Origin of the sequence: Actinoallomurus rhizosphaericola, from assembly GCF_024055675.1 — a bacterium.
Taxonomy (GTDB): Bacteria; Actinomycetota; Actinomycetes; order Streptosporangiales; family Streptosporangiaceae; genus Actinoallomurus; species Actinoallomurus soli.
Genome location: NZ_JAMXMW010000007.1, coordinates 281,632 through 302,469, shown reverse-complemented (window position 1 = coordinate 302,469; position 20,838 = coordinate 281,632). Strand labels below are relative to the sequence as shown.

Here is a 20,838-nt window from a genome sequence, read left to right as displayed (position 1 = left end):
TCCGGGGACTCTGCCGGGCAAAGTCATAGTTTTGTCACCTGGGTCGCGTGTTGATTTCCGTGTTTGGGTTGTGTACGGGCTCTTGGGGCGGAGCCGGCCGTGATCAAGAGCACTTACCGGATGGTTTCGCCGTGCCCGTCGAGTGGCCTCACCTGTGCATATGAGTGCCCCCACCTGCGGGAACGCTCTGCCGCAACGGCCCGCGCGTTAATGATCAAGGGTGGCCTTGGGGGCGACTTCCGCGTCTTGCTGTCGAGTCGGCTCGGCTGATAATGTCTCGGTTCGTTGGGCTTTTAGTGCCGCGACTACTCGCTGCGCAGAAGTCAACACGCTCGCCAAACCTCCGATGGTTGTTACCGATTCTCGACCGGCCGTCAACCGGCATGCTCGAAATTGACGACGCCAATGCATCCATTCGGTGTGAGGGGAGCGTCATGAACAAGGTCGTTTCGCGCGACGGCACGACGATCGCTTATGAGAAGGCCGGCGACGGCCCGCCGATCGTGCTTCTCAACGGCGCTTTCCGCGATCACACGATCTTCGATTCCCTGGTTCCGGAGCTGGCGCCGCACTGCACGACGTACGTCTACGACCGCCGCGGCCGGGGGGAGAGCGGTGATTCCCCCGCCTACGCCGTCGACCGGGAGATCGAGGACCTCGAAGCCGTCATCGATGAGGCCGGCGGCCAGGCGGTGGTGTTCGCCGGATCCATTGGGGCGAACCTCGCGCTCGAAGCGGCGATGGCCGGCATACCGATCACCAAACTGGCGCTGCACGAGCCGTATTACCGGGTCGAGGGTTATCCGAAGCCCCCGGCCGACTTCATGGAGCGCCTTCGGGGCCTGCTGGCGGGCGGAGAGCGCGGCGAGGCCGCGGAGTACTTCCTCGCCGAACTCCTGGGGCTCCCGCCCGAGATGATCGCCGACTGGCGGCAGGGCCCGCTGTGGGCGACGAACGAGGCGAACGCCCACACCCTCCCCTACGACACGGAGATCTGCGGCGACTTCCAGGTGCCGGCCGAGCGTCTCGCCGCTCTCCGGACGCCGGCGCTGGTCCTCAACAGCGACGGCACGGGCGACTGGCTGCGTGCGGCGGCGCGGGCGACCGCGGCCGCGTTGCCCAACGGCTGGGGGCTGGAACTGCCCGGTTCGTGGCACCGGATCGAGACGGAGATGCTCGCCCGGGTCCTGGTGGGGTTCGCCACCACCTGAGACGGAGCCGGTCCACGGGCCGCGACACCACGTGCGGCCCCGCTGGTCACGCCGGTTGCGGCTCGGTGACCCGCGCCTCCCGGTTTCTGATCGGCCTGGTCACCTGCTGCGCCACGCACGCCGGGATGCCGGCCGTCGCGCCCGTCGCCTGCCGCCGGTAGGTGCTGGGCGGCATGCCGACCAGCTCGGTGAAACGGGTGCTGAACGTGCCCAGTGACGAGCAGCCGACCGCGAAGCAGACCTCGGTGACGCTCAGGTCCCCCCGGCGCAGCAGCGCCATCGCACGCTCGATGCGCCGGGTCATCAGGTAGGAGTACGGCGACTCGCCGTAGGCGGCGCGGAACTGGCGGCTGAGGTGCCCGGCCGACATGTTCACACCGCGGGCGAGGGCCTCGACGTCCAGCGGCTGTGCGTACTCCCGGTCGATCCGGTCGCGGACACGGCGCAGGCGTGCGAGGTCGCGCAGGTGCTGCGCGTAGTCGGGTCTGCTGGTCACACGTGAAATCGTCCCACGGGCCACCGACGTTTCCCAGCACCGCTGAGGTCTCGTGTCGGCTTGGGCGGGTTCGCTCGGCATCATCCCGGGCCGCTCGCCTACGGCCGGCGAGCCCCTAATCCGGGCATTTCTCAAATCTTCCCCGGAACGCCCGGTGCCATTCTTCCTGCCGGTGATCGTCCACCGCTGTGCCGAGGCTCGCCGAGAACCGGGTCTCCAGCGAGCTTCGACGCTTTCTCGGCTCTCTCTTGAGAGCCGCGGCGCAAAGTGGCGATGGCTGGTTCCCCGTCCTAGGACAGGTGACGGCGGAGTGTGCCGGGGGCGCGCGAACCCTGCGACAAGGGGTCTGACCCTGACATCCGGAATGGGAGCGCTCTTCCCCGGCGTACGCGCACGTTGCTGCCATGAATGACCGAGGTGGCACTACAATGCACAGCAATTTGATCGTGGCCAGGATGGACCCTCGTTCGAGCGCCGAGGTGGCCGAGCTCTTCCGAGCTTTCGACGAGACCGACATGCCCCATCGCATGGGCACACGGCGACGTCAGCTCTTCTCGTTCCACGGCCTGTACTTCCACCTCCAGGACTTCGACGGCGAGAACGGCGGGGAGCTCATCGAGGAGGCGAAGACCGATCCGCGCTTCATTCGGATCAGCGCGGACCTCAAGCCCTTCATCGACCCCTACGACCCGGCGACCTGGCGATCGCCGGCGGACGCCATGGCGAAGAGGTTCTACAGCTGGGAGTCCGCGTGACCGGCAGGCGAGTGGTCATCACCGGAATCGGGGTACTGGCGCCGGGAGGCATCGGGGTCAAGAACTTCTGGAGCCTCCTCAGCGAAGGCCGGACGTCGACCAGGGGGATCACCTTCTTCGATCCCTCGCCGTTCCGTTCCCAGGTCGCCGCCGAGGCGGACTTCGACCCCTGGGAGCACGGTCTCGGACCGCAGGAGATACGCCGCATGGACCGGGCGGCGCAGTTCGCCGTCGTCGCGGCGAGGGAGGCCATGGCCGACAGCGGCCTGGACCTGAACGACGTCGCGCCTCATCGCGCCGGCGTGACCGTCGGCAGCGCCGTGGGCGCCACCATGGGCCTGGACCGGGAGTACCGCGTGGTCAGCGACGGCGGCCGGCTCGACCTCGTCGACCATGAGTACGCCGTCCCGCACTTGTACGACTACTTCGTGCCGAGCTCCTTCGCGGCCGAGGTCGCCTGGTCGGCCGGTACCGAGGGGCCGGCCACCGTGGTCTCCACCGGCTGCACCTCGGGGCTGGACTCGGTCGGCTACGCCGTCGAGCTGATCCGCGACGGCTCGGCCGACGTGATGATCGCCGGTGCCACGGACGCGCCGATCTCACCGATCACCGTGGCGTGCTTCGACGCGATCAAGGCGACCACGCCGCGCAACGACGATCCCGAGCACGCCTCGCGGCCCTTCGACCGCACCCGCAACGGCTTCGTGCTCGGTGAGGGCGCCGCGATGTTCGTCCTGGAGGAGCTGGAGTCCGCGCGTCGCCGTGGCGCCCACCTGTACGCCGAGATCGCCGGATACGCCTCCCGGTGCAACGCCTTCCACATGACCGGGTTGCGTCCCGACGGCAGGGAGATGGCAGAGGCGATCCGCGCGGCACTGGACGAGGCGCGGACGAACCCGGAGGACGTCGACTACATCAACGCGCACGGCTCGGGCACCAAGCAGAACGACCGGCACGAGACGGCCGCCTTCAAGCGCAGCCTCGGTGAGCACGCCCGCCGTACGCCCGTCAGTTCGATCAAGTCGATGGTCGGCCACTCGCTCGGCGCGATCGGCTCGATCGAGATCGCCGCCTCGGTCCTGGCCATGGAGAACAACGTGGTGCCCCCTACAGCCAATCTGCACGTGCCTGACCCCGAGTGCGACCTGGACTACGTGCCGCTGACCGCGCGCGACTGGCGAACCGACACGGTCCTGACCGTGGGCAGCGGTTTCGGGGGTTTCCAGAGCGCGATGGTCCTGACCCGTCCCGAGAGGAACCTGGCATGACCTCGCGGGCCGTCGTGACCGGGATCGGCGTCGTCTCTCCCAACGGATTCGGCGCGGAGGACTACTGGACCGCCACCTGCGGCGGTAAGAGCGGCATCGGCCGCATCACACGCTTCGACCCCCAGCGATATCCGGCGCGACTCGCCGGCGAGGTGTCCGGGTTCAGCGCGGAGGAGCACCTCCCGAGCAGGCTCATCCCGCAGACGGACCGGATGACCCAGCTCGCCCTGGTGGGCGCGGATCACGCGCTCGCCGACGCCGGGGTGAGCACGGGGGACCTGCCCGAGTTCGGGATGGGCGTGGTGACCGCCAGCTCCTGTGGCGGCTTCGAGTTCGGCCAGGGAGAGCTGCAGAACCTCTGGAGCAAGGGCGGCCAGTACGTCAGCGCGTACCAGTCCTTCGCCTGGTTCTACGCCGTCAACACCGGCCAGATCTCGATCCGGAACGGCATGCGCGGCCCCAGCGGCGTGCTCGTCAGCGACCAGGCGGGCGGGCTGGACGCCATCGCGCAGGCGCGCCGGCTGATCCGCAAGGGCAGCGACCTGATCCTCTCCGGCGGTGTCGACGCGTCGATCTGCCCGTGGGGATGGGTGGCGCAGCTCGCCGGCGGAAGGCTGAGCACCAGCGAGCAGCCGGACCGGGCCTACCTCCCCTTCGACGCCGACGCGGCCGGGCACGTGCCGGGCGAGGGCGGCGCGCTCTTGATCATCGAGGACGCCGAGGCCGCGCGCCGGCGCGGCGTGACCCGCGTCTACGGCGAGATCCGCGGCTACGGGTCCACGTTCGACCCGAGGCCGGGCAGCGGGCGGGAGCCGGCGCTGCGGAAGGCGATCGAGATCGCGCTCGACGACGCGGGCCTGTCGCCTGGGGAGATCGACGTCGTCTTCGCCGACGCGGCCGCCGTCCCGGAGCTCGATCGCGTCGAGGCCACGGCGATCACCGAGGTCTTCGGCCGCCGCGGGGTCCCGGTCACGGCGCCGAAGACCATGACGGGACGACTCGGATCGGGCGCCGCTCCGCTGGACGTCGCCGCCGCCTTCCTGGCCATGCGGACGGGAGTGATCCCGCCGACGACGAACGTCACCCTCTCTCCGGAGTACGACCTCGACCTGGTGACGACGTTGCCGCGGCGGGCGTCCGTGAACGCGGCCGTCGTCCTGGCGCGAGGGCACGGCGGCTTCAACTCGGCCGTCGTCCTGCGATCCACCGACTGAACGGACCGAACGAAGGGAACGAGCATGGCATCCGGTGAATTCACCGTTCAGGACCTCAAGCGCATCCTCCACGAGGCCGCCGGCGAGAGCGACGGTGCCGACGTCGACGCCGGCACCATGGACACCGAGTTCATCGAGCTCGGCTATGAGTCCCTGGCGCTGCTCGAGACCGGTAGCCGGATCGAGCGGGAGTTCGGCATCACGCTGGACGACTCGACGCTGTTCGACGCGCCCACCCCGCGAGCCCTGATCGAGGCCGTCAACGCGCAGCTCACCGTACAGGAAGCCTCGTAGGGTCCTGTGACTACCGCCGAATCGACTACCGCCGACCCCCGTGTGCCGATGCGGCGCATCTTCCGGCTGTTCCGCCCGTACCGGTGGAGCCTGCTGTCCGTCGCCATCTTCGTCGGCGCCTCATCGCTCGTCTCCCTCGTCAACCCGTTCATGATCCGCGAGATCATGGACGTGGCCCTGCCCCGGGGGCGGACGGGCCTGCTGACCCTGCTCGCGCTCGGCATGATCGTCGTCGCGGTCGCCAACAGCGCATTCAGCGTCTGGCAGACCTACGTGTCCACCAAGGTCGGCCAGCTGGTCATGCACGACCTGCGCACCGCGGTCTACTCGCACCTGCAGCGCATGTCGCTGGCCTTCTTCACCCGGACCCGCACCGGCGAGGTGCAGTCGCGCATCGCGAACGACATCGGCGGCATGCAGGCCACGGTCACGACCACCGCGACGACGCTGGTGTCCAACCTGACCACCGCGGTCGCCACGCTCATCGCCATGGTCGTCCTCGACTGGCGCCTCACGATCGCGTCGATGGTGATCATGCCGATCTTCCTTTGGATCAGCCGCCGCATCGGCGCCGAACGCCGTCGCATCACCCGTGACCGGCAGCGGCAACTCGCCACGATCGCCTCGATCGTGCAGGAGTCGCTGTCGGTGAGCGGCATCCTGCTCGGCCACAGCATGGGCCGGTCCCGATCGCTGACCGGCACCTTCGCCGACGAGTCCGGCAAGGTCGCCGATCTGGAGGTCCGCTCCAGCATGGCGGGCCGCTGGAGCCAGTCGATGATCAACATCGTGCTGGCCTCGATGCCCGCGGTGATCTACTGGGTGACCGGGCTGACCGGCCGCGGCGACGACATGGCGATCTCCCTCGGCACGCTGGTCGCGTTCACCACCCTGCAGCAGCAGCTGTTCCGGCCGGCGGTCCAGCTCCTGAGCGTCGGGGTGGAGATCCAGAGCTCGCTCGAGCTGTTCGGCCGCATCTTCGAGTACCTCGACCTGCCCGTCGACATCGCCGAGCCGGACCACCCCAGGGATCCCGTCCCCCTGCGCGGGGACGTGCGCCTGCAGGACGTCCGGTTCGTCTACGCCGGCGCGGAACGGCCCGCGCTGAGCGGCATCGACGTAACCGTCCCCGCCGGGCACAGCCTCGCCATCGTCGGCGAGACCGGGTCCGGCAAGACCACCCTCAGCTACCTCATCCCACGGCTGTACGACGTGTCGTCCGGCCACGTGACGATCGACGGCACGGACGTACGGGACATGTCCTTCGGCGCGCTCGCCGCCGCGATCGGCCTGGTCTCCCAGGAGACCTACCTGTTCCACGCCTCGGTGGCCGAGAACCTGCGGTTCGCCAAGCCCGACGCGACCGATGAGGAGCTGTTCGCGGCCGCGAAGGTCGCCCAGATCCACGACCACCTGATGTCCCTGCCCGACGGCTACGACACGGTCGTCGGGGAGCGCGGCTACCGGTTCTCCGGCGGGGAGAAGCAGCGCCTGGCGATCGCTCGCGCGGTCCTGCGCGACCCGCCCATCCTCGTGCTGGACGAGGCGACCAGCGCCCTCGACACGCAGACCGAGCGGGCCGTGCAGGAGGCGATCGACGCGGCGAGCGCCGGCCGTACCACGATCACGATCGCGCACCGGCTGTCCACGATCCGGCACGCCGACGAGATCATCGTGCTGGAGCGCGGCGAGATCGCCGAACGCGGCACCCATGACGAGCTGCTCGCCCTCGGCGGCCGGTACGCGGCGCTGGTCAACCGCGACGCCGACCTGGTCGAAGCCGCCCGGCGGACGGCCTGACCCCTGACACGACGTGGACCGGCTCCCCGGCCTCCAGGCCGGGGAGCGCGTCACGCGGGGGGATTCCCGTGCTTGCGCGGCATCAGGTCCGGCCGCTTCTCGCTGAGCAGGTCGAGCGCCCGGATGACCATGACCCGCGTGTCCGCGGGGTCGATCACGTCGTCGACCAGGCCTCTCTCCGGCGAGTAGTACGGGTGCATGAGTTCTTCGGTGTACTCGGTGATGAGCTGCGACCTGAGCACCTCGGGGTCGTCGGCGGCGGCCAGCTCCTTGCGGTAGATCACTCCGACGGCGGCTTCGGCGCCCATCACGGCGATCTCGTTGATCGGCCAGGCGAAGGACAGGTCCGCTCCGATGGACCGCGAGTCCATCACGATGTACGCACCGCCGTAGGCCTTGCGGAGGATCACCTGCACCCGCGGGACGGTGGCGTTGCAGTACGCGTACAGCAGCTTGGCCCCGTGCCTGATGATCCCCTGATGCTCCTGGTCCACGCCGGGCAGGAAGCCGGGCACGTCGACGAGCGTGACCAGCGGGATGCTGAACGCGTCGCACATCTGCACGAACCGGGCGCCCTTCTGGGAGGCGTCGATGTCGAGGACCCCCGCGCGGACGACCGGCTGGTTGGCCAGGATGCCGACCGTCCGGCCGCCGAGGCGCGCCAGCGCGCAGACGAGGTTCTGGGCCCAGTGCTCGTGGACCTCCATGAACTCGCCGTCGTCCGCGATCTCCGTGATCACCTCGCGGATGTCGTAGGGGATCTTCGGGTTCGCCGGCACGATGTCGGCGAGCCGGGGGCATCGCCGGTCCGGCGGGTCGCCGGTCTCGCAGAGGGGGGAGAGGTCGTGGCTGTTGGACGGCAGCAGCGACAGGAGGTAGCGGACGTCGTCCAGGCAGGCCGCCTCGTCGTCGTAGACGAAGGTCGCGACGCCGGAGGTGGCCGCGTGCACCTGTGCGCCGCCCAGTTCCTCGTGGGTGACCGACTCGCCCGTCACGGTCTTGATGACGTCCGGTCCGGTGATGAACATGTGCGAGGTCTCGCGGACCATGAAGGTGAAGTCGGTGAGCGCCGGTGAGTACGCCGCGCCGCCGGCGCACGGTCCCAGCACGATGCTGATCTGAGGGATCACGCCGGAGGCGCGGACGTTGCGGCGGAAGATCCCGCCGTAACCGGCCAGCGCGGTGACGCCCTCCTGGATGCGCGCGCCGCCGCTGTCGTTCAGCGCGATGAGCGGGGCTCCGGCGGCGATGGCCAGATCCATGACCTTGTGGATCTTCGCGGCGTGCTCCTCGCCGAGTGAGCCGCCGAAGACGCGGAAGTCCTGGGCGTAGGCGAAGACCCGGCGGCCGTGTACGGTGCCGGCGCCGGCGACGACCCCGTCGGTGAACGGTCCCGCGGGTCCCGCGCCGGCCGTCCGCCGCCGGAACAGGTCGAGTTCGGTGAAGGAACCGCTGTCGAGCAGGTGCTCGAGCCGTTGTCTCGCGGTCAGTTTCCCTTTTGCGTGCTGGCGCTCGGTGGCCAGCTCATCCCCTTTGATCGCCCGCTCGCGGATCTCCAGCAGGCGGCGGACGTGGTCCCTGGTCGTCGCCGCGTGCCGCGCGGATTCCGGCACCGGATCGGAAGGCTGTTCGCTCATGGTCATGCGTTCTTCTCCTACGGCGGGGATTCGGCGATCTCTTAGCGTGCGCCGATCGCCCGACGCATCCATCTCGTAGCTTGCCTTCCGGGCACGACGCGAGCGCTGCTCGACCTGACCGCGACGCACGCGGGCCATTCTGATGGCCGGTACGGAATGCAGTGAGGTGAATATGGACAGCGCAATCGAAAGGGCGATCGAGTGTATTTGGGAGCGCTACAGTGAGCCGCTGTCACTCACGGAGATCGCGGAGAGCGCTCTGCTCAGCCGCTTCTACTTCGCCCGCCTTTTCAGGGACACGATCGGAATCACTCCCTGCCGGTTCCTCGCGGCCATCCGCATCCACCAGGCCAAGCGGCTGTTGCTGAACACCTCAATGAGCATAACTGACATATCCTCGGCGGTCGGATACAACAGCCTGGGTTCGTTCACGAACTATTTCACCGCCAGTGTCGGCGTCTCTCCCGGCCGGTTCCGCCGTCTGTCGCGGGGCGGGGGATTCGAACTGCCCGGCCCGCAGCCGGATCCGCGCACCGGCGTCGGCGCGGTCGCGGGGACGATCAGCCTGCCGGAGGGCCACGGGAACGCGCGCGTGTACGTGGGAGCCTTCCGGACGCCGATCGTCCAGCATCCGTCGGCCGCCGCCGTCATCGTCGACGTACCCAGCGGCCGTCCGTCCTGCTACCACCTGCCGGACGTGCCCGAAGGCACCTGGTTCGTGCACGCGGTCGGAGTCGCCGACGGCGTCGGCCCCGACCCGTGGGACGACCGGACCACGCTCGTCGGCGGTCGCGACGCGGTGACGGTGACCGCGGACAGCGTCACGAGCGCCGCGGTGCGGCTGCGCCGCGGCCGGCCCGCCGACCCGCCCGTCCTGCTCGCGCTGCCCGACCTCGAGCCTCCGCCTCCCCTCGCGGCGGTCGCCGGGTGCCCCGCCATCACCCCACGCCCGGTCTCGGCCGGCCACCACCGGGCCGCCGGATTTCATCTGCGCCATTCCGTCAGTTGAACACGTCTTCCGGGAGGAAGCCCATGTCACCACGGATGACCAACCCGTCGCTGGTCGTGCCCGACGCCTTGCCGCCCCTTCTCGAACTCACCAAGGTCATCGGCAAGGTCGGCCTGCCGCAGCGAACGCTCGACCTCATCCGCCTGCGCGTGAGCCAGATCAACGGCCGTCCCATCCGTCTCGCGGAAGGGGAGGCGGACGAACGCCTGCTCAAGGCGGCCGAGTGGCGGGAGGCCTCCTGCTTCGGCGACGCCGAGCGCGCCGCGCTGGCGCTGTCGGAGGTGCTCACCCGCATCAGCGACCGGGCGGAGGACCCCGTGCCGGACGAGGTCTGGCTGGAGGCCGCCCGCCACTACACCGAGCAGGAACTCGGCGCGGTGGTCATACAGATCGGCCTGGTGAATCTCTGGAACCGCATCAACGTCGCCACCCGCGAGGTGCCGGGCGACCTGAGTTGAGGGAAGACGGGACGGAGAAAGGGGCATCGCCTTGTTGAAGCTCATCAACGCGGGGCTGGGCAGGACGGGTACGACCTCGCTGAAGGTGGCGCTGGAACGGCTCGGATACGGGCCGTGTTACCACATGTTCGACATCGTGGGCAGCGAAGAGCGTCTCGGGCAGTGGGAGAAGATCGTCTGCGACGGGCGGCTTCCCGATTGGAAAGCCGTCTTCGACGGCTACACCTCCGCGGTGGACGGGCCCAGCGCCATCTACTACCGGCAGCTCATGGAGGCGTTCCCCGAGGCCAAGATGATCCTCACGGTCCGCGACGCCGAGCGCTGGTATCGGAGCACCTACGACACGCTCTTCCAATTCGCTCTGAAGAGCGAGGAGAACCCCCCGCCGGCCGGTTCCCGGCAGGCGCGGACGTACCGCGTGACCAACACCATGACCTGGAGCGGCCTCTTCGACGGACGGTTCTCCGACAAGGAGCACGCGATCGAGGTATTCCACCGGCACAACCAGGAGGTGATTCGCAGTGTCGGCGCGGACAATCTCCTGGTGTACGACGTGAAGCAGGGCTGGGAGCCGCTGTGCGCCTATCTGGGGGTCGATGTGCCCTCCGAGGAATTCCCGCATGCCAACGACTCCGCTTCCATGCGGAACTTCCTCCGTCAGGGTTTCGGCGTGGCGGGCCCCGCGGCGGCCGGACGCTGATTCGTTCCACCCGACGCCGCCGACCGCCGTCGGCCGAGCCGGTAGGCTCCTGGTGATCAGGAGCCCGGAGATCGGGTTCCGCTGCGCGGTGAGCGAGGCGGAGGCCACCAGCCGATGACGTTGAGCGGGCGTGGCGGGCGCCTCCGCCGGCTGGTGCCCGAGGGCTACGCCCGCTGCCTGGCCGACCGCGACTTCCGCCGGATGCAGCCCGGCTTCCTGGTCTCCTTCATCGGCGACGGGATGAGCCTGCTGGGCGTCGCCTGGCTGGCCATCCGGCTCGCCGCGCCCGCCGACCGGGCCACGGTGACCGGGCTCGCCGTCGCGGCCTACTCGCTGCCGGGGGCGATCGGGTCGATCGCGCTGGGACGCCGGCTGAGCTCGCGCGACGCCCGCAGCCTCATCCTCTTGGACTCGGTGCTGCGCGGGGTCGTCTTCACACTGATCCCGGTGCTGCACTGGGCGGGGCTGCTGGACGCCACCACCTACATCGTCCTGCTCGCGTCGTCCTCGCTGCTGCACGCCTGGGGCATCGCCGGGCGGCAGACCTTCGTCGCCGAGTGCCTGCCGCCGGAGAGCCGCCTGGCGGGCAACTCGATGATCGCCGGCCAGGAGCAGTTCTCCTACATCGCGGGCCCGCCCCTCGCGGGCGCCGTGGCGTCGGTGCTCGGCCCCGCCGCCGTGCTGCTGTGCGACGCGATCAGCTACGCCTTCATGACCCTGACGGTCGTACGCGTGCGGGTGCGGGGCACGGTGGGCCGGCGGCCGCCGATCCCGCTGCGCCGGACCGTACGGACCTTCGCCCACCGTCCCGCGCTGGTGGGCCTGCTGGCGCTCAGCTACCTGTTCTACCTGCTCTACGGGCCGGTCGAGGTGGCGGTCCCGGTGTTCGTCGCCGACCATCTGGGCGGGGACCCGACGATGCTCGGCTGGATCTGGGGCGCGTTCGGGGCCGGAGCGGTGACCGGCGCGGTGATCACCGGAGCGCTGCGCCGCCTGCCGCTGTGGCCGGCGACACTAGCCATCGTCGCCGGCTGGGGCCTGGCGATGCTCCCGCTGGCGACGTTCGGCACCCTCGCGGCGGGGATCGCGGGCTTCGCCCTCGGCGGGCTGATCTACGCCCCGTACGGCCCGCTGTCGGTCACCCTGTTGCAGCGGGAGGCGCCCCCGGACGAGCTGGTGAGCCTGAGCGCGTTCCGCAGCGCCATCCTGGTCTCGGCGACCCCGCTCGGCGCGGCGCTGGGCGGGCGGCTGGTGGCCGACCTGGGTTCGGGGGGCACCCTGCTGCTCTCCGGCCTCTCGACGGTCGGGCTCGCCGTCCTGGGCGCGGCCTGCGTCCTGCTGGCGCGGCTCGGCGGCCGCGCCCGGAGCGGCGGGCTTCAGGACGACCCGGCCCCCTACGACGGGCACGTCACCGCCGTCACCCCGGAGTGACCGCCGGGAGTGCTGCCCGGCTCCCGTCCTGCGGGATTCAGTCGCCGTCGCGCGGGAGCGCGTAGACGAAGCTGATGGCCCGCCGGGGGGTCCCCGCGCTGTTGGGGGCCGACCGGTGCACGATCCGGCCGTCGAACATCACCGCCGAGCCCGGGGCCAGCGGCACCCGCACGGGCGTGGAGCCCGGTAGCGCGGCCGCGTCGATGTGCGGCTCGACCGGGCGTTCCAGGCGCGGCCCGTCGCCGGTGCGCTCCTCGTCGCCGACGTGGGGGAGGAGCCCGCCGCGGTGCGAGCCGGGGTAGAACTCCAGGCAGCCGTTCTCCCGTGTCGCGGGGTCGATCGCCACCCACACGGTGACGACGTTGCCGTGCCGCTCGGTGAACCCGTCGGGGGCGAAGGCCATGTCCTGGTGCCACGGCTTCTCCGAGCCCACCCGCGCCGGTTTCGCCCAGAGGAAGGTGTTGATGAGCTCCACCGGCGTTCCCACCGCGGGTTCCACGTGCTTGCCCGGCAGGCCCAGGTCCGTGGCGATCCGGACGAGCTCGGGCCGGTGGACGTGGACCCGGCTGACCGACCGCAGGGTGCCGGGCACCGCGGCGGTCCCCTGCTGCCACGCCACCCAGCCGCCGACCCCCTCGGCCTCCAGCACGAAGTCGTCGGTGGATCGCGTCATCTCGGCGGCCGCCGCCTCCAGGCTGGCGACGACGGCCCGCAACCGGTCGAGGCCGGCCGCGTCCGCCAGCCCCTCCAGGACGACGTAGCCTTCGGTCCGCAGTTCGTCGATCGGGTTCATCTCTTCCCTCCGGGAAAGACCGCGGCGATCCGCTCGGCGGCCCGCTCGATGTCGGTGTCGGAGTGCTCGCGGTGCACCACCAGCCGTACGAGGTCGGCGGTGATGGGCAGCCCCAGGACCCCGGCGCCGGCCAGCCGTTCGAGCGCCTTCTCGGCGGGGACGCCGGGGACCCGGAACAACGCCATGTTCGTCGGCCGGGGGATGGCGGACGGCTCGACGCCCGCGATGCCGGCCAGCGCCGCCCGCAGCGCGGCGGCCCGGCGGTGGTCCTCGGCCAGGTCGGGGAGACGATCCAGCGCGACCAGGCCGGCGGCCGCCAGCACCCCGGCCTGATGGAGCGTTCCGCCGATCATCCGGCGGAAGTAACGCGCCTCCTGGATCAGCTCGGCCGGGCCGCACAGCAGGGATCCGGCCGGCGCGCCGAGCCCCTTGCACAGCGAGAACGACACGGTGTCGGCGACGGCGGCCAGCTCCGCGGGGCTGCGGCCGAGGGCGACCGCGGCGTTGGCCAGGCGGGCGCCGTCGAGGTGCACCGCGGCTCCGGCGTTCCGGGCCGGAGCGGCCTGCCGGCGCAGGGACGCCTCGTCGAGGGCGTTCCCGCCGTACCGGTTGCTGGTGTTCTCGAGCCAGAGGAGGGACGGGCGGGCCCCCTCGGCCAGCGCGGCGGTCACGGCGTCCTCGTCGAGCTCGCCGTGCGGGTCCGGCACGGTATGAATCCGCGCGCGGGCGAGCACGCGCGCGCCGTCGTTCTCGTGGTGGAGCAGGTGCGACTGCGCTCCGGCCACGACCGACCCTCCGCCGGCGCCGGCGCCGGTGAGGACCGCGAGCAGGTTGCTCATGGTCCCTCCGGCGGTGAACAGCGCCGCCTTGGCGCCGAGCAGGTCGGCGACGCGTTCCTCCAGCTCCGTGACGGTCGGATCGTCGCCGAAGCTGTCGTCGCCGACCTCCGCCCGCGCCATCGCGGCGCGCATCCGGGAGTCCGGCCTCGTCCTCGTGTCACTGCGCAGGTCGATGACGTGCACGCCGCCGCCTAGCCGTGCGCCATGAAGACGGCCCGGGTGGCGGTGTACTGCTCCCGCGCGTGCTCGCCGAGCTCTCTGCCGTAGCCGGACAGGCCGATGCCGCCCACGCTGATGTGCTCCTCGGTGTCACCGTAGGTGTTGATCCACACCATCCCGGCGCGGAGGGCTCCGGCGGCGCGGTGCGCCTGGTGGAGGTCGCGGGTCCACAGGGACGCGGCGAGACCGAACCGGGTGTCGGCGGCGAGCCGGAGCGCCTCGTCCGCCGAGGGGGCGTCGATGACCGGGAGCACCGGCCCGAAGACCTCCTCCCGGGCGATCGGCATGTCCGGGCGCACCCCGTCCAGGACGACGGGAGCGACGTAGTAGCCGCCGCCGGACGGCTCGGCGCCGCGTGGTTCGACGACGCGCGCGCCGGCCGTCAGCGCCCGGTCGACCTGCCGCGTCCAGTGGTCCCGTGCCTCCGCGCTGACCAGCGGCCCCAGCTCGGTGCCGGGGTCGAAGGCCGGGCCGATCCGCCTGGCCGCCGCGGCCCGGGCCACCCGCTCGACGAACGCCTCGCGCACCGGGCTCTCGACGATGAGCCGCCCGGCGGCCACGCACATCTGGCCCGTGTTGCCGGTGAACCCCTCGACCAGCGCCGCCGCGGCCGCGTCCAGGTCCGCGTCGGCGAGCACCACGAACGGGCTCACCCCGCCGAGCTCCAGCGAGACGGGTTTGATGCCCTCGGCGCACAGGGCCGCGACGTCGCGGCCCGCGGCGGTGGACCCGGTGAAGGAGACCGCCGCCACGTCGGGGTGCCGGCACAGCAGCCGCCCCGTCTCCGGGCCGCCCGTCACGACGGCCAGGACGCCCGGCGGCAGGCCGGCGTCGTGCGCGAGCTCCGCGAAGCGCAGCGCCGACAGCGGCGTCTCCTCCGCCGGTTTCAGGATGACGGCGTTGCCGTACGCCAGCGCGGCGGCGAGCTTCCAGACCGACAGGAGCAGCGGGTAGTTCGACGGCGCGATCGCCGCGCAGACTCCGAGCGGGGTGCGGTCGGTGTAGGCGAGCGTGCCCCCGGCCGACGGGTTGAGCTCGCCGGTGGGCCGCATCGGGGTGCCGGCGAAATACCGCAGGGTGCGGACGGCGAAGGTCATCTCGCCGCGGGCCTGGGCGAGCGGCTTGCCGGAGTTCAGCGCCTCCAGCTCGGTGAGCTCGTCCGTGGCCCGGTCGACCTGGTCCGCGAGCGCGAGCAGCACGTCCTGCCGGTCCCGCGGATGGCATCCGGCCCAGGCCGGGAACGCCCGCACCGCCTCGGCGACGGCCGCGGCGACCTCATCGGCGGACGCCTCGGCGAACTCGGCGATCGGCGTGCCGTACGACGGGTCGTACAGCACCCGGGACGGTCCCCGCGCCTTCTCGATCCGGCCGCGTACGGCCACACCGCCGATCCGGTCCAGCAGGCCGGGACGCGGGGTCATCCTGTCTCACCTCCGGGTAGAGCGGATCGGGACTTCTCGCCTCGGGGACGTCAGGGCATCGCCGCGGCGAGCGCGTCGAGGAACCAGGCGCGGTCCAGGCCGACCCCGGTGCTGCTGAGGAGGGTCGCCTCGACGTCGCCGCGGGCGTACACGGCCTGGAAGGGGCCGTACCGCTCGTCGATCCAGCCGAGCTGGACGTCGACGCCGCCGACGCGGACGGTGCTCCGCTCACCGGGCTGGTCCTCGGGCTCGGCCGGGACCCGCAGGCTGCCCCGGCCGCGCTTCTGGGCGATCACGCGCAGCTCACGGCCCCGCTCCGGGCGGCCCGAGTAGACGGCCTCGACGTCCTCGCGGCCCTGGTCGTCGACGAACCGGGCGGCGCTGTCCAGGTCCAGCCCGCCCAGCGCGGGCGGCAGGCCCAGCTCCGCGACGAGGCGTTCGGCCTCCGCGCCGGTCGACCACCGGCTCTCGTGCGAGCGCCGGCGGCGGAAGGTCCACAGCCCCACCGGGACGTTGACGGCGGCGGCGTCCGCGCGGCGCGCCCAGTAGCTCAGCGCGGCGAACGGTGTCGCGGCGAACGCGTCGGCGACCGCGGGGTCGGCCGGCCGCATCGCCCGGTAGAGGTCGAGGATCTCCTCCTCGGCGAACGTCCCCGACAGTACGGACAGCTCCACCGTCGTACGGTCGAGCCGGGCCGAGGCGGCGGCGTTCTTCATGTAGTCCGTGCCGAACCACACCACGTGGCGATCGTCGACCGGGGCCGCGTGGGTACGGCTCTCCCAGAGGCAGGGGTGGTCGAGGGCGGGGAAGGCCCAGTCGTACAGGAACTCCTTGACCCGCAGCCGCCGGCCGTCCCCGGCGATCTCGAACCGGTAGGCGGCGGGGTTGTTGTCGCTCCACGGAGTGTGACCCGAGAGGTGCTCCTCGAGCCGGCCCGGCGGAGCCTCCCTGCGGAGGGTGCCCGTCAGCAGCTCGCACCCGGCCGGCAGGCGTTCGGGGGTCCACACGACGAAGTTGCACCACTCCTGCGCCTGCTCCGGCGGCACCGCCGGCGGCGTTGCCGGGAGCTCCGCGGCGTCAGCGAGGGCCCGATGCTTCCACACGCCCTTGACCTCCTTGTCGTTCGGAAGAGACTCGAATCGGGGCCGGGTCGGCCGGCCGCGCGCGGAGCCCGTCGAGCCAGACGCGGGCCGAGAACAGGAACATCAGCTCTCCGATGCCCAGCTCGTCGAAAAGGGCTCCGTCCAGCCGCAGATCGTAGGGCAGCCCGGTGTCGCGGACCAGCGCGACGAGCCGGTCGCGGAAGGCCGGGTCGCCCGGTGACGGGAACCCCTTCTTCGGCCGGTTCAGGACGCCGTCCGGCAGCAGGTGCCGCACCGCCTGCTTGAGGAAGGGCTTGACCGTGCCCGGCCCCTCCCGGTTCTTGACGTGCTCGGGCATGCCGAAGGCGATCTCGGCGAGCGTGACGTCCTGGAAGGACGGCCGGTCCTCCAGGGAGAACGCCGACGAGCACGCGTCGACCATCTCGTTGACGTAGACGAGGAACCGGCGCATGAGGTGGTGACGGCCGCGCTTGTGCGGATCGAGCGTCTCCAGCTCGCGGTACGGGGCGAGGGTGCGCTCCCACACCAGGTCGGTGATGTCCCGTTCCGCCACGCCGAGCTGCGCGGCCAGGGCGTCGAGCATGCGGTGCCAGCCGGGCCGCTCGTCCCGGTAGAGGCGGGTTCGCAGGTAGTGCTCGCCGTGGGTGTCGAGCGGGCGCGCCGGATCGGCGATCGGGAAGTAGCGGCCCTCCTGGTATCCCCACAGCTCGTCGGAGCCGTGCCCGGAGAACACCACGGTCCGCCGGTCCGCGGCGATGCGCTCGTACGTGCGGAACAGCGCGAGCTCGGCGCCGTGCAGGAACGGGCGCTGCAGATGCGGCGCGAGCCGCGTGGCGAGCGCGGCGACGTCGTCGACCCGGATGTCGCACAGGACGGGTTCGCGACCGCCGAGGCGCGCCACCTCCACCGCGTAGGGCACGTCCTCGTTCTGGCCCTCGTCGGCGCCCTCGTAACGGACGACGTACGGCGCGACGTCGCAGTCGAGGCGGCGCAGGGCGCCGAAGACCGCCGAGGAGTCGACGCCGCCGCTGACCACGGCCGCCATCGGGACGTCGGACGGCCGGCGCATCGCCACCGCGTCGTGGAACGCCGCCCGCAGGACCTCCGGCGCGATCGGCTCCTCCGCCGCCACGGGCGCCCAGTACCGCCGCCGCCGCACCGAGCCGTCGCGCAGATCCACCACGAGGGTGTGCGCGGGCTCCAGCGAGTGGACGCCGGCGATCCAGGTTCCGTCGTCCACCGCGTCCATCCGGACGTACGCGCGATGCAGGAACGTGAGCGGCTCGACCCTGGCGTCCAGCAGGCCGGAGGCCAGCAGCGCGCCGATCTCCGAGGCGAACAGGAGCCCGCCGTCGACCCGCGCCCACACCAGCGGCTTCACGCCGAAGTGGTCACGGGCCAGCACCAGCCGGTCGGTGCGCCGGTCGTGCCACGCCGCCGCGAACATGCCGTCGAGGCCGGGGAGCGCGGCCTCGGACCGCTCGTGGACGATCCGCAGGAACTCCTCGGTGTCGCAGCCGCCGCGCAGCGGCCACGGCGGGGCGCCCGCGGGGTTCCGGTCGCGGTACAGCTCCCCGTTGTAGACGAGTGTGACCTGGCCGTCGGGGCTGTGCATGGGCTGGTCGCCGGCGTCGCTGAGGTCCCGTACGGCCAGCCGGGTGGCGCCGAGCACGACCCGGCCGTCGGCCGAGACGTGGACGCCGTCGCCGTCCGGGCCGCGGTGCCGCAGCGCCGCGGTCATCCGCGCGCCGAGCGCGGCGAGCCGGTCCCGGTCGCGTGGCCCGTCGAGGCTGACGAAGCCCGCTATTCCGCACATGACGCGCTCCAGTGCCGGCCGAGCAGGGACAGGGACCGCGCGAACCGGTGCTCGATCCCGTGATGGCCGCCGCCGTGCTCCTCGAACGTGTGCGGCACGCCGGCGTCCGTCAGCGCCGCGTCCAGGGCCCGCACGCCCCAGCGCATCCCGTACTCGTCGCGGCTCCCGACGTCGAGGAAGAAAGAGCCGAGTTCCCGGAGCGCCGGCGCCCGCCGGGCGGCGAGACGCACCGGATCGTGGGACAGCCAGGCGCGCCAGACCTCGTCGCGGAACCGCCCGGTGTCCGGATCGCAGACGAACGCGACGGCGGGGTCGGACACCCCCTCGGGGGCGTAGCAGACGCCCATGGCGACCAGGCTCATCGCGACCATGAACGCGGCGTCGAAGGGCCCCTCGTAGCCGGGCTCCGTCAGCGCGCCGATCCCGCCGCGCTCGCGCAGCGTGTCCAGCACGCGGGGCAGCAGCGACAGGTAGCAGTGCTCGAAGCCCGCGTCGGGCGTGTGCGCGACCACGTGCCCGAACACCCCCGGCCGGAGGGCCGCGGCCATGATGGCTCCGTAACCGCCGCTCGACTTGCCCATCACCGCGCGGCCCCGGGCCGCCCGCACGGTCGGGAACCTCTCGTCGACCGCCGGGACGATCTCGTCGAGCAGGTACCGCTGGTAGGGGCCGCACATCGGCGAGTCGAGGTACTGCGAGCCGCCGTACCGGGTCGTGCAGTCGGGGAGTACGACGTACGACGGCGGCAGCCGTCCCGCGTCGACCAGGGCGCCGATGATGCCGGTGAGCCCGTCGCCGAGCACGTGGTCGGCGAGGAGCCCGCGCCCGCGCGAGCCGTACCCGCTGAGGAGGTACACGACGGGCAACGGGCGCTCCGACGGCTCCCGCGGGGCGAGCACCAGGATCTCGCGGCGGTGCGGGTCGCCGAGGGGGTTGCCGGCGAGCAGGGCGCTTTTGTGCTCGATCGTGACGACGGTGTAGCCGCTCCGGCGGCGCACGTCCGCCGTCATCGGCCGCTCCCCGCCAGCGCGGCGTTCACGTGCCGGACGTACCACCGGGGATCGTGGAAGACGGCGGACAGCACCGCGTCGTTGCTCGCCCACAGGGCGTACGAGCTGCCGAACAGCAGTTCGGCGTCGAAGAGCGCCTGCAGCGTGGAGCCGGCGATCCGGGTGTACCCCTCGCCGCCGTCGGTCTCCCCGCCGAACGGCAGGACGCGGCCGCCGGCGAAGTCGAGCACGAAGTGCCGGGTGGTGCCGGTGTCCTCGGTGACGCTGAGGACGTGGCCGTCGCCGTCGTCCACCGCGCGGTACCACAGCTCGGTGCCGACGAGGTGGTCCATGAGCCGGCCCACCAGCTCACCGGTGGGCTCCCGCTGCGTGCCGACACGGTCGTGCTCGGGGGAGAAGGCCGGGATCTTCGCGTCGGGGTCGAGCGTCACCTCCTCGAAGACGGAGGCGAAGTCGTACCGGCTCTCGGAGAGGGCGGCCCGCCCGCCGGCGACCTCCAGCGTCTGCCCGGGCCCCCACAGAGCGCCGGGCCGCCCGGTCTCCTTCAGCCGTTCGAGCGCCTGCCAGGGGGTGAACGGGAAGATCGCCTTGTTGCACCAGGAGAACTCGCCGTTCTCCCCGCCGACGCGCCATCCGAACGAGGACGGGATGGTCAGCCCCGCGTCGACGGTCGCGACCCAGCGGTCGAAGTTGGCGCGCGCCCGCGCCTGCACGTCCTCGACCCCGCTCAGCGGGCGGCGCTCGGTGAGCACCCCCGGCGGCGCGATGCTGTGCGCCGGGATGAGGGCGACGTCGACGCGAGGGGCGTCCGGACCGGCGAACCACGTCTGAGTGTCGGGGTGCAGCATGGCGTCGCCGCAGAGCATCACCGTGGCGTCGGGGCCCTCCAGGAGAAGGGGCATCTCGGGGAAGGGCACGCGGGAGACCGACGTGCGCAGCCGCGTGTCGCCGAGCTGCACGGTGTCGCCCGGCTGGACGGCCGTCGAGCGGGTGAAGCCGAGCCGGCGCAGCGTCCAGCCGATCGCCTGATGGCCGAGGCCGGAGGCGGTCGGCCGCGGCCGGCCGGGACGCCGGGGCCAGACGCAGTGCGTCTCGGCGGCGCGCGCGGGCACCTCGTCGAAGTCCACCTCCGGGTCCTCCGACAGCAGACGGAGGCTCGGGAAGTGGTGGTGGTCGAAGTGATGGTGGCTGAACACGATGTGGTCGACCCCGCCGTCCAGGACGTCGAGCAGCCCGTCCGGCATGGCGGGCCAGCGCTCCCAGAAGCGGTCGAGTCTCGGCGTCAGCCAGGGATCGACCAGGATCCGCTCGGATCCCGTCTCGACCAGCACCGCGGCGTGGCCGAACGTGGTCAGTCGCATCCT

Annotated in this window: 19 protein-coding genes; 10 read left to right on the top strand and 9 right to left on the bottom strand. The window is 71.8% G+C overall.

The features are described 5' to 3' along the window. The first annotated feature begins 434 nt into the window (after positions 1–434). Positions 435–1,211, top strand: a complete 777-nt coding sequence (locus NE234_RS18610) for an alpha/beta fold hydrolase (protein WP_252781622.1) — start codon at positions 435–437, stop codon at positions 1,209–1,211. Positions 1,212–1,257: 46 nt separating this feature from the next. On the opposite strand, the gene NE234_RS18605 is transcribed toward NE234_RS18610, so the two are convergent. Then, positions 1,258–1,707, bottom strand: coding sequence for a helix-turn-helix transcriptional regulator (locus NE234_RS18605; RefSeq protein ID WP_252781620.1), 450 nt, complete (start codon positions 1,705–1,707; stop codon positions 1,258–1,260). A gap of 404 nt (positions 1,708–2,111) precedes the next feature. On the opposite strand from NE234_RS18605, the gene NE234_RS18600 reads away from it, so the two are divergent. From NE234_RS18600 to NE234_RS18580, 5 genes are read left to right on the top strand one after another with little or no spacing between them, the layout of a single operon-like run. Then, complete coding sequence (locus tag NE234_RS18600) at positions 2,112–2,462, top strand: TcmI family type II polyketide cyclase (RefSeq protein ID WP_308206903.1); 351 nt, start codon at positions 2,112–2,114, stop codon at positions 2,460–2,462. Continuing rightward, complete coding sequence (locus NE234_RS18595; RefSeq protein WP_252781617.1) at positions 2,459–3,730, top strand: beta-ketoacyl-[acyl-carrier-protein] synthase family protein; 1,272 nt, start codon at positions 2,459–2,461, stop codon at positions 3,728–3,730. The genes NE234_RS18600 and NE234_RS18595 overlap by 4 nt, the downstream gene beginning before the upstream one ends. Continuing rightward, the gene (locus tag NE234_RS18590) at positions 3,727–4,944 is read left to right on the top strand and encodes a ketosynthase chain-length factor (RefSeq protein WP_252781615.1); all 1,218 of its coding nucleotides are present in this window, start codon (positions 3,727–3,729) and stop codon (positions 4,942–4,944) included. The genes NE234_RS18595 and NE234_RS18590 overlap by 4 nt, the downstream gene beginning before the upstream one ends. 24 nt (positions 4,945–4,968) lie before the next feature. Then, the gene (locus tag NE234_RS18585) at positions 4,969–5,238 is read left to right on the top strand and encodes an acyl carrier protein (RefSeq protein WP_252781614.1); all 270 of its coding nucleotides are present in this window, start codon (positions 4,969–4,971) and stop codon (positions 5,236–5,238) included. Between the two features lie 48 nt (positions 5,239–5,286). Further along, complete coding sequence (locus tag NE234_RS18580) at positions 5,287–7,038, top strand: ABC transporter ATP-binding protein (RefSeq protein ID WP_305886701.1); 1,752 nt, start codon at positions 5,287–5,289, stop codon at positions 7,036–7,038. Positions 7,039–7,088: 50 nt separating this feature from the next. On the opposite strand, the gene NE234_RS18575 is transcribed toward NE234_RS18580, so the two are convergent. After that, positions 7,089–8,675, bottom strand: a complete 1,587-nt coding sequence (locus NE234_RS18575; RefSeq protein WP_454923398.1) for an acyl-CoA carboxylase subunit beta — start codon at positions 8,673–8,675, stop codon at positions 7,089–7,091. A 172-nt stretch (positions 8,676–8,847) separates the two neighbouring features. Here NE234_RS18575 and NE234_RS18570 point away from each other — a divergent pair, with 172 nt between their 5' ends. The 4 genes from NE234_RS18570 to NE234_RS18555 all read left to right on the top strand — a co-directional run bounded on the left by NE234_RS18570 (position 8,848) and on the right by NE234_RS18555 (position 12,273). Further along, entirely contained in the window at positions 8,848–9,684 is an 837-nt protein-coding gene (locus NE234_RS18570; protein WP_252781610.1) for a helix-turn-helix domain-containing protein, read from the top strand. A gap of 23 nt (positions 9,685–9,707) precedes the next feature. Next, the gene (locus tag NE234_RS18565) at positions 9,708–10,142 is read left to right on the top strand and encodes a carboxymuconolactone decarboxylase family protein (protein WP_252781608.1); all 435 of its coding nucleotides are present in this window, start codon (positions 9,708–9,710) and stop codon (positions 10,140–10,142) included. A 31-nt stretch (positions 10,143–10,173) separates the two neighbouring features. Continuing rightward, positions 10,174–10,842 carry a sulfotransferase family protein gene (locus tag NE234_RS18560; RefSeq protein ID WP_252781607.1) on the top strand — a complete coding sequence of 223 codons (669 nt, stop codon included), beginning with the start codon at positions 10,174–10,176 and terminating at the stop codon, positions 10,840–10,842. A 114-nt stretch (positions 10,843–10,956) separates the two neighbouring features. Next, complete coding sequence (locus NE234_RS18555) at positions 10,957–12,273, top strand: MFS transporter (RefSeq protein ID WP_252781606.1); 1,317 nt, start codon at positions 10,957–10,959, stop codon at positions 12,271–12,273. Positions 12,274–12,310: 37 nt separating this feature from the next. Here the strand turns inward: NE234_RS18555 and NE234_RS18550 are convergent, their stop codons facing one another. From NE234_RS18550 to NE234_RS18520, 7 genes are read right to left on the bottom strand one after another with little or no spacing between them, the layout of a single operon-like run. Further along, a complete protein-coding gene (locus NE234_RS18550; RefSeq protein ID WP_252781604.1) occupies positions 12,311–13,066 on the bottom strand; it encodes a phytanoyl-CoA dioxygenase family protein in 756 nt (251 codons plus the stop codon). Then, entirely contained in the window at positions 13,063–14,088 is a 1,026-nt protein-coding gene (locus NE234_RS18545; protein ID WP_252781602.1) for a threonine aldolase family protein, read from the bottom strand. The genes NE234_RS18550 and NE234_RS18545 overlap by 4 nt, the downstream gene beginning before the upstream one ends. An 8-nt stretch (positions 14,089–14,096) precedes the next feature. Beyond that, positions 14,097–15,545 (bottom strand): aldehyde dehydrogenase family protein, encoded by a 1,449-nt coding sequence (locus tag NE234_RS18540; RefSeq protein ID WP_252781601.1) that lies wholly within the window; start codon positions 15,543–15,545, stop codon positions 14,097–14,099. 50 nt (positions 15,546–15,595) lie between these two features. Then, entirely contained in the window at positions 15,596–16,648 is a 1,053-nt protein-coding gene (locus NE234_RS18535; RefSeq protein WP_252781599.1) for a hypothetical protein, read from the bottom strand. Continuing rightward, a complete protein-coding gene (asnB, locus tag NE234_RS18530) occupies positions 16,623–18,464 on the bottom strand; it encodes an asparagine synthase (glutamine-hydrolyzing) (RefSeq protein WP_252781598.1) in 1,842 nt (613 codons plus the stop codon). The genes NE234_RS18535 and asnB overlap by 26 nt, the downstream gene beginning before the upstream one ends. Next, entirely contained in the window at positions 18,452–19,474 is a 1,023-nt protein-coding gene (locus tag NE234_RS18525) for an alpha/beta hydrolase (RefSeq protein ID WP_252781596.1), read from the bottom strand. Before NE234_RS18525 ends, asnB begins: the two co-directional genes overlap by 13 nt. Further along, positions 19,471–20,835, bottom strand: a complete 1,365-nt coding sequence (locus tag NE234_RS18520) for an MBL fold metallo-hydrolase (protein WP_252781594.1) — start codon at positions 20,833–20,835, stop codon at positions 19,471–19,473. Before NE234_RS18520 ends, NE234_RS18525 begins: the two co-directional genes overlap by 4 nt. Positions 20,836–20,838: the final 3 nt, after the last annotated feature.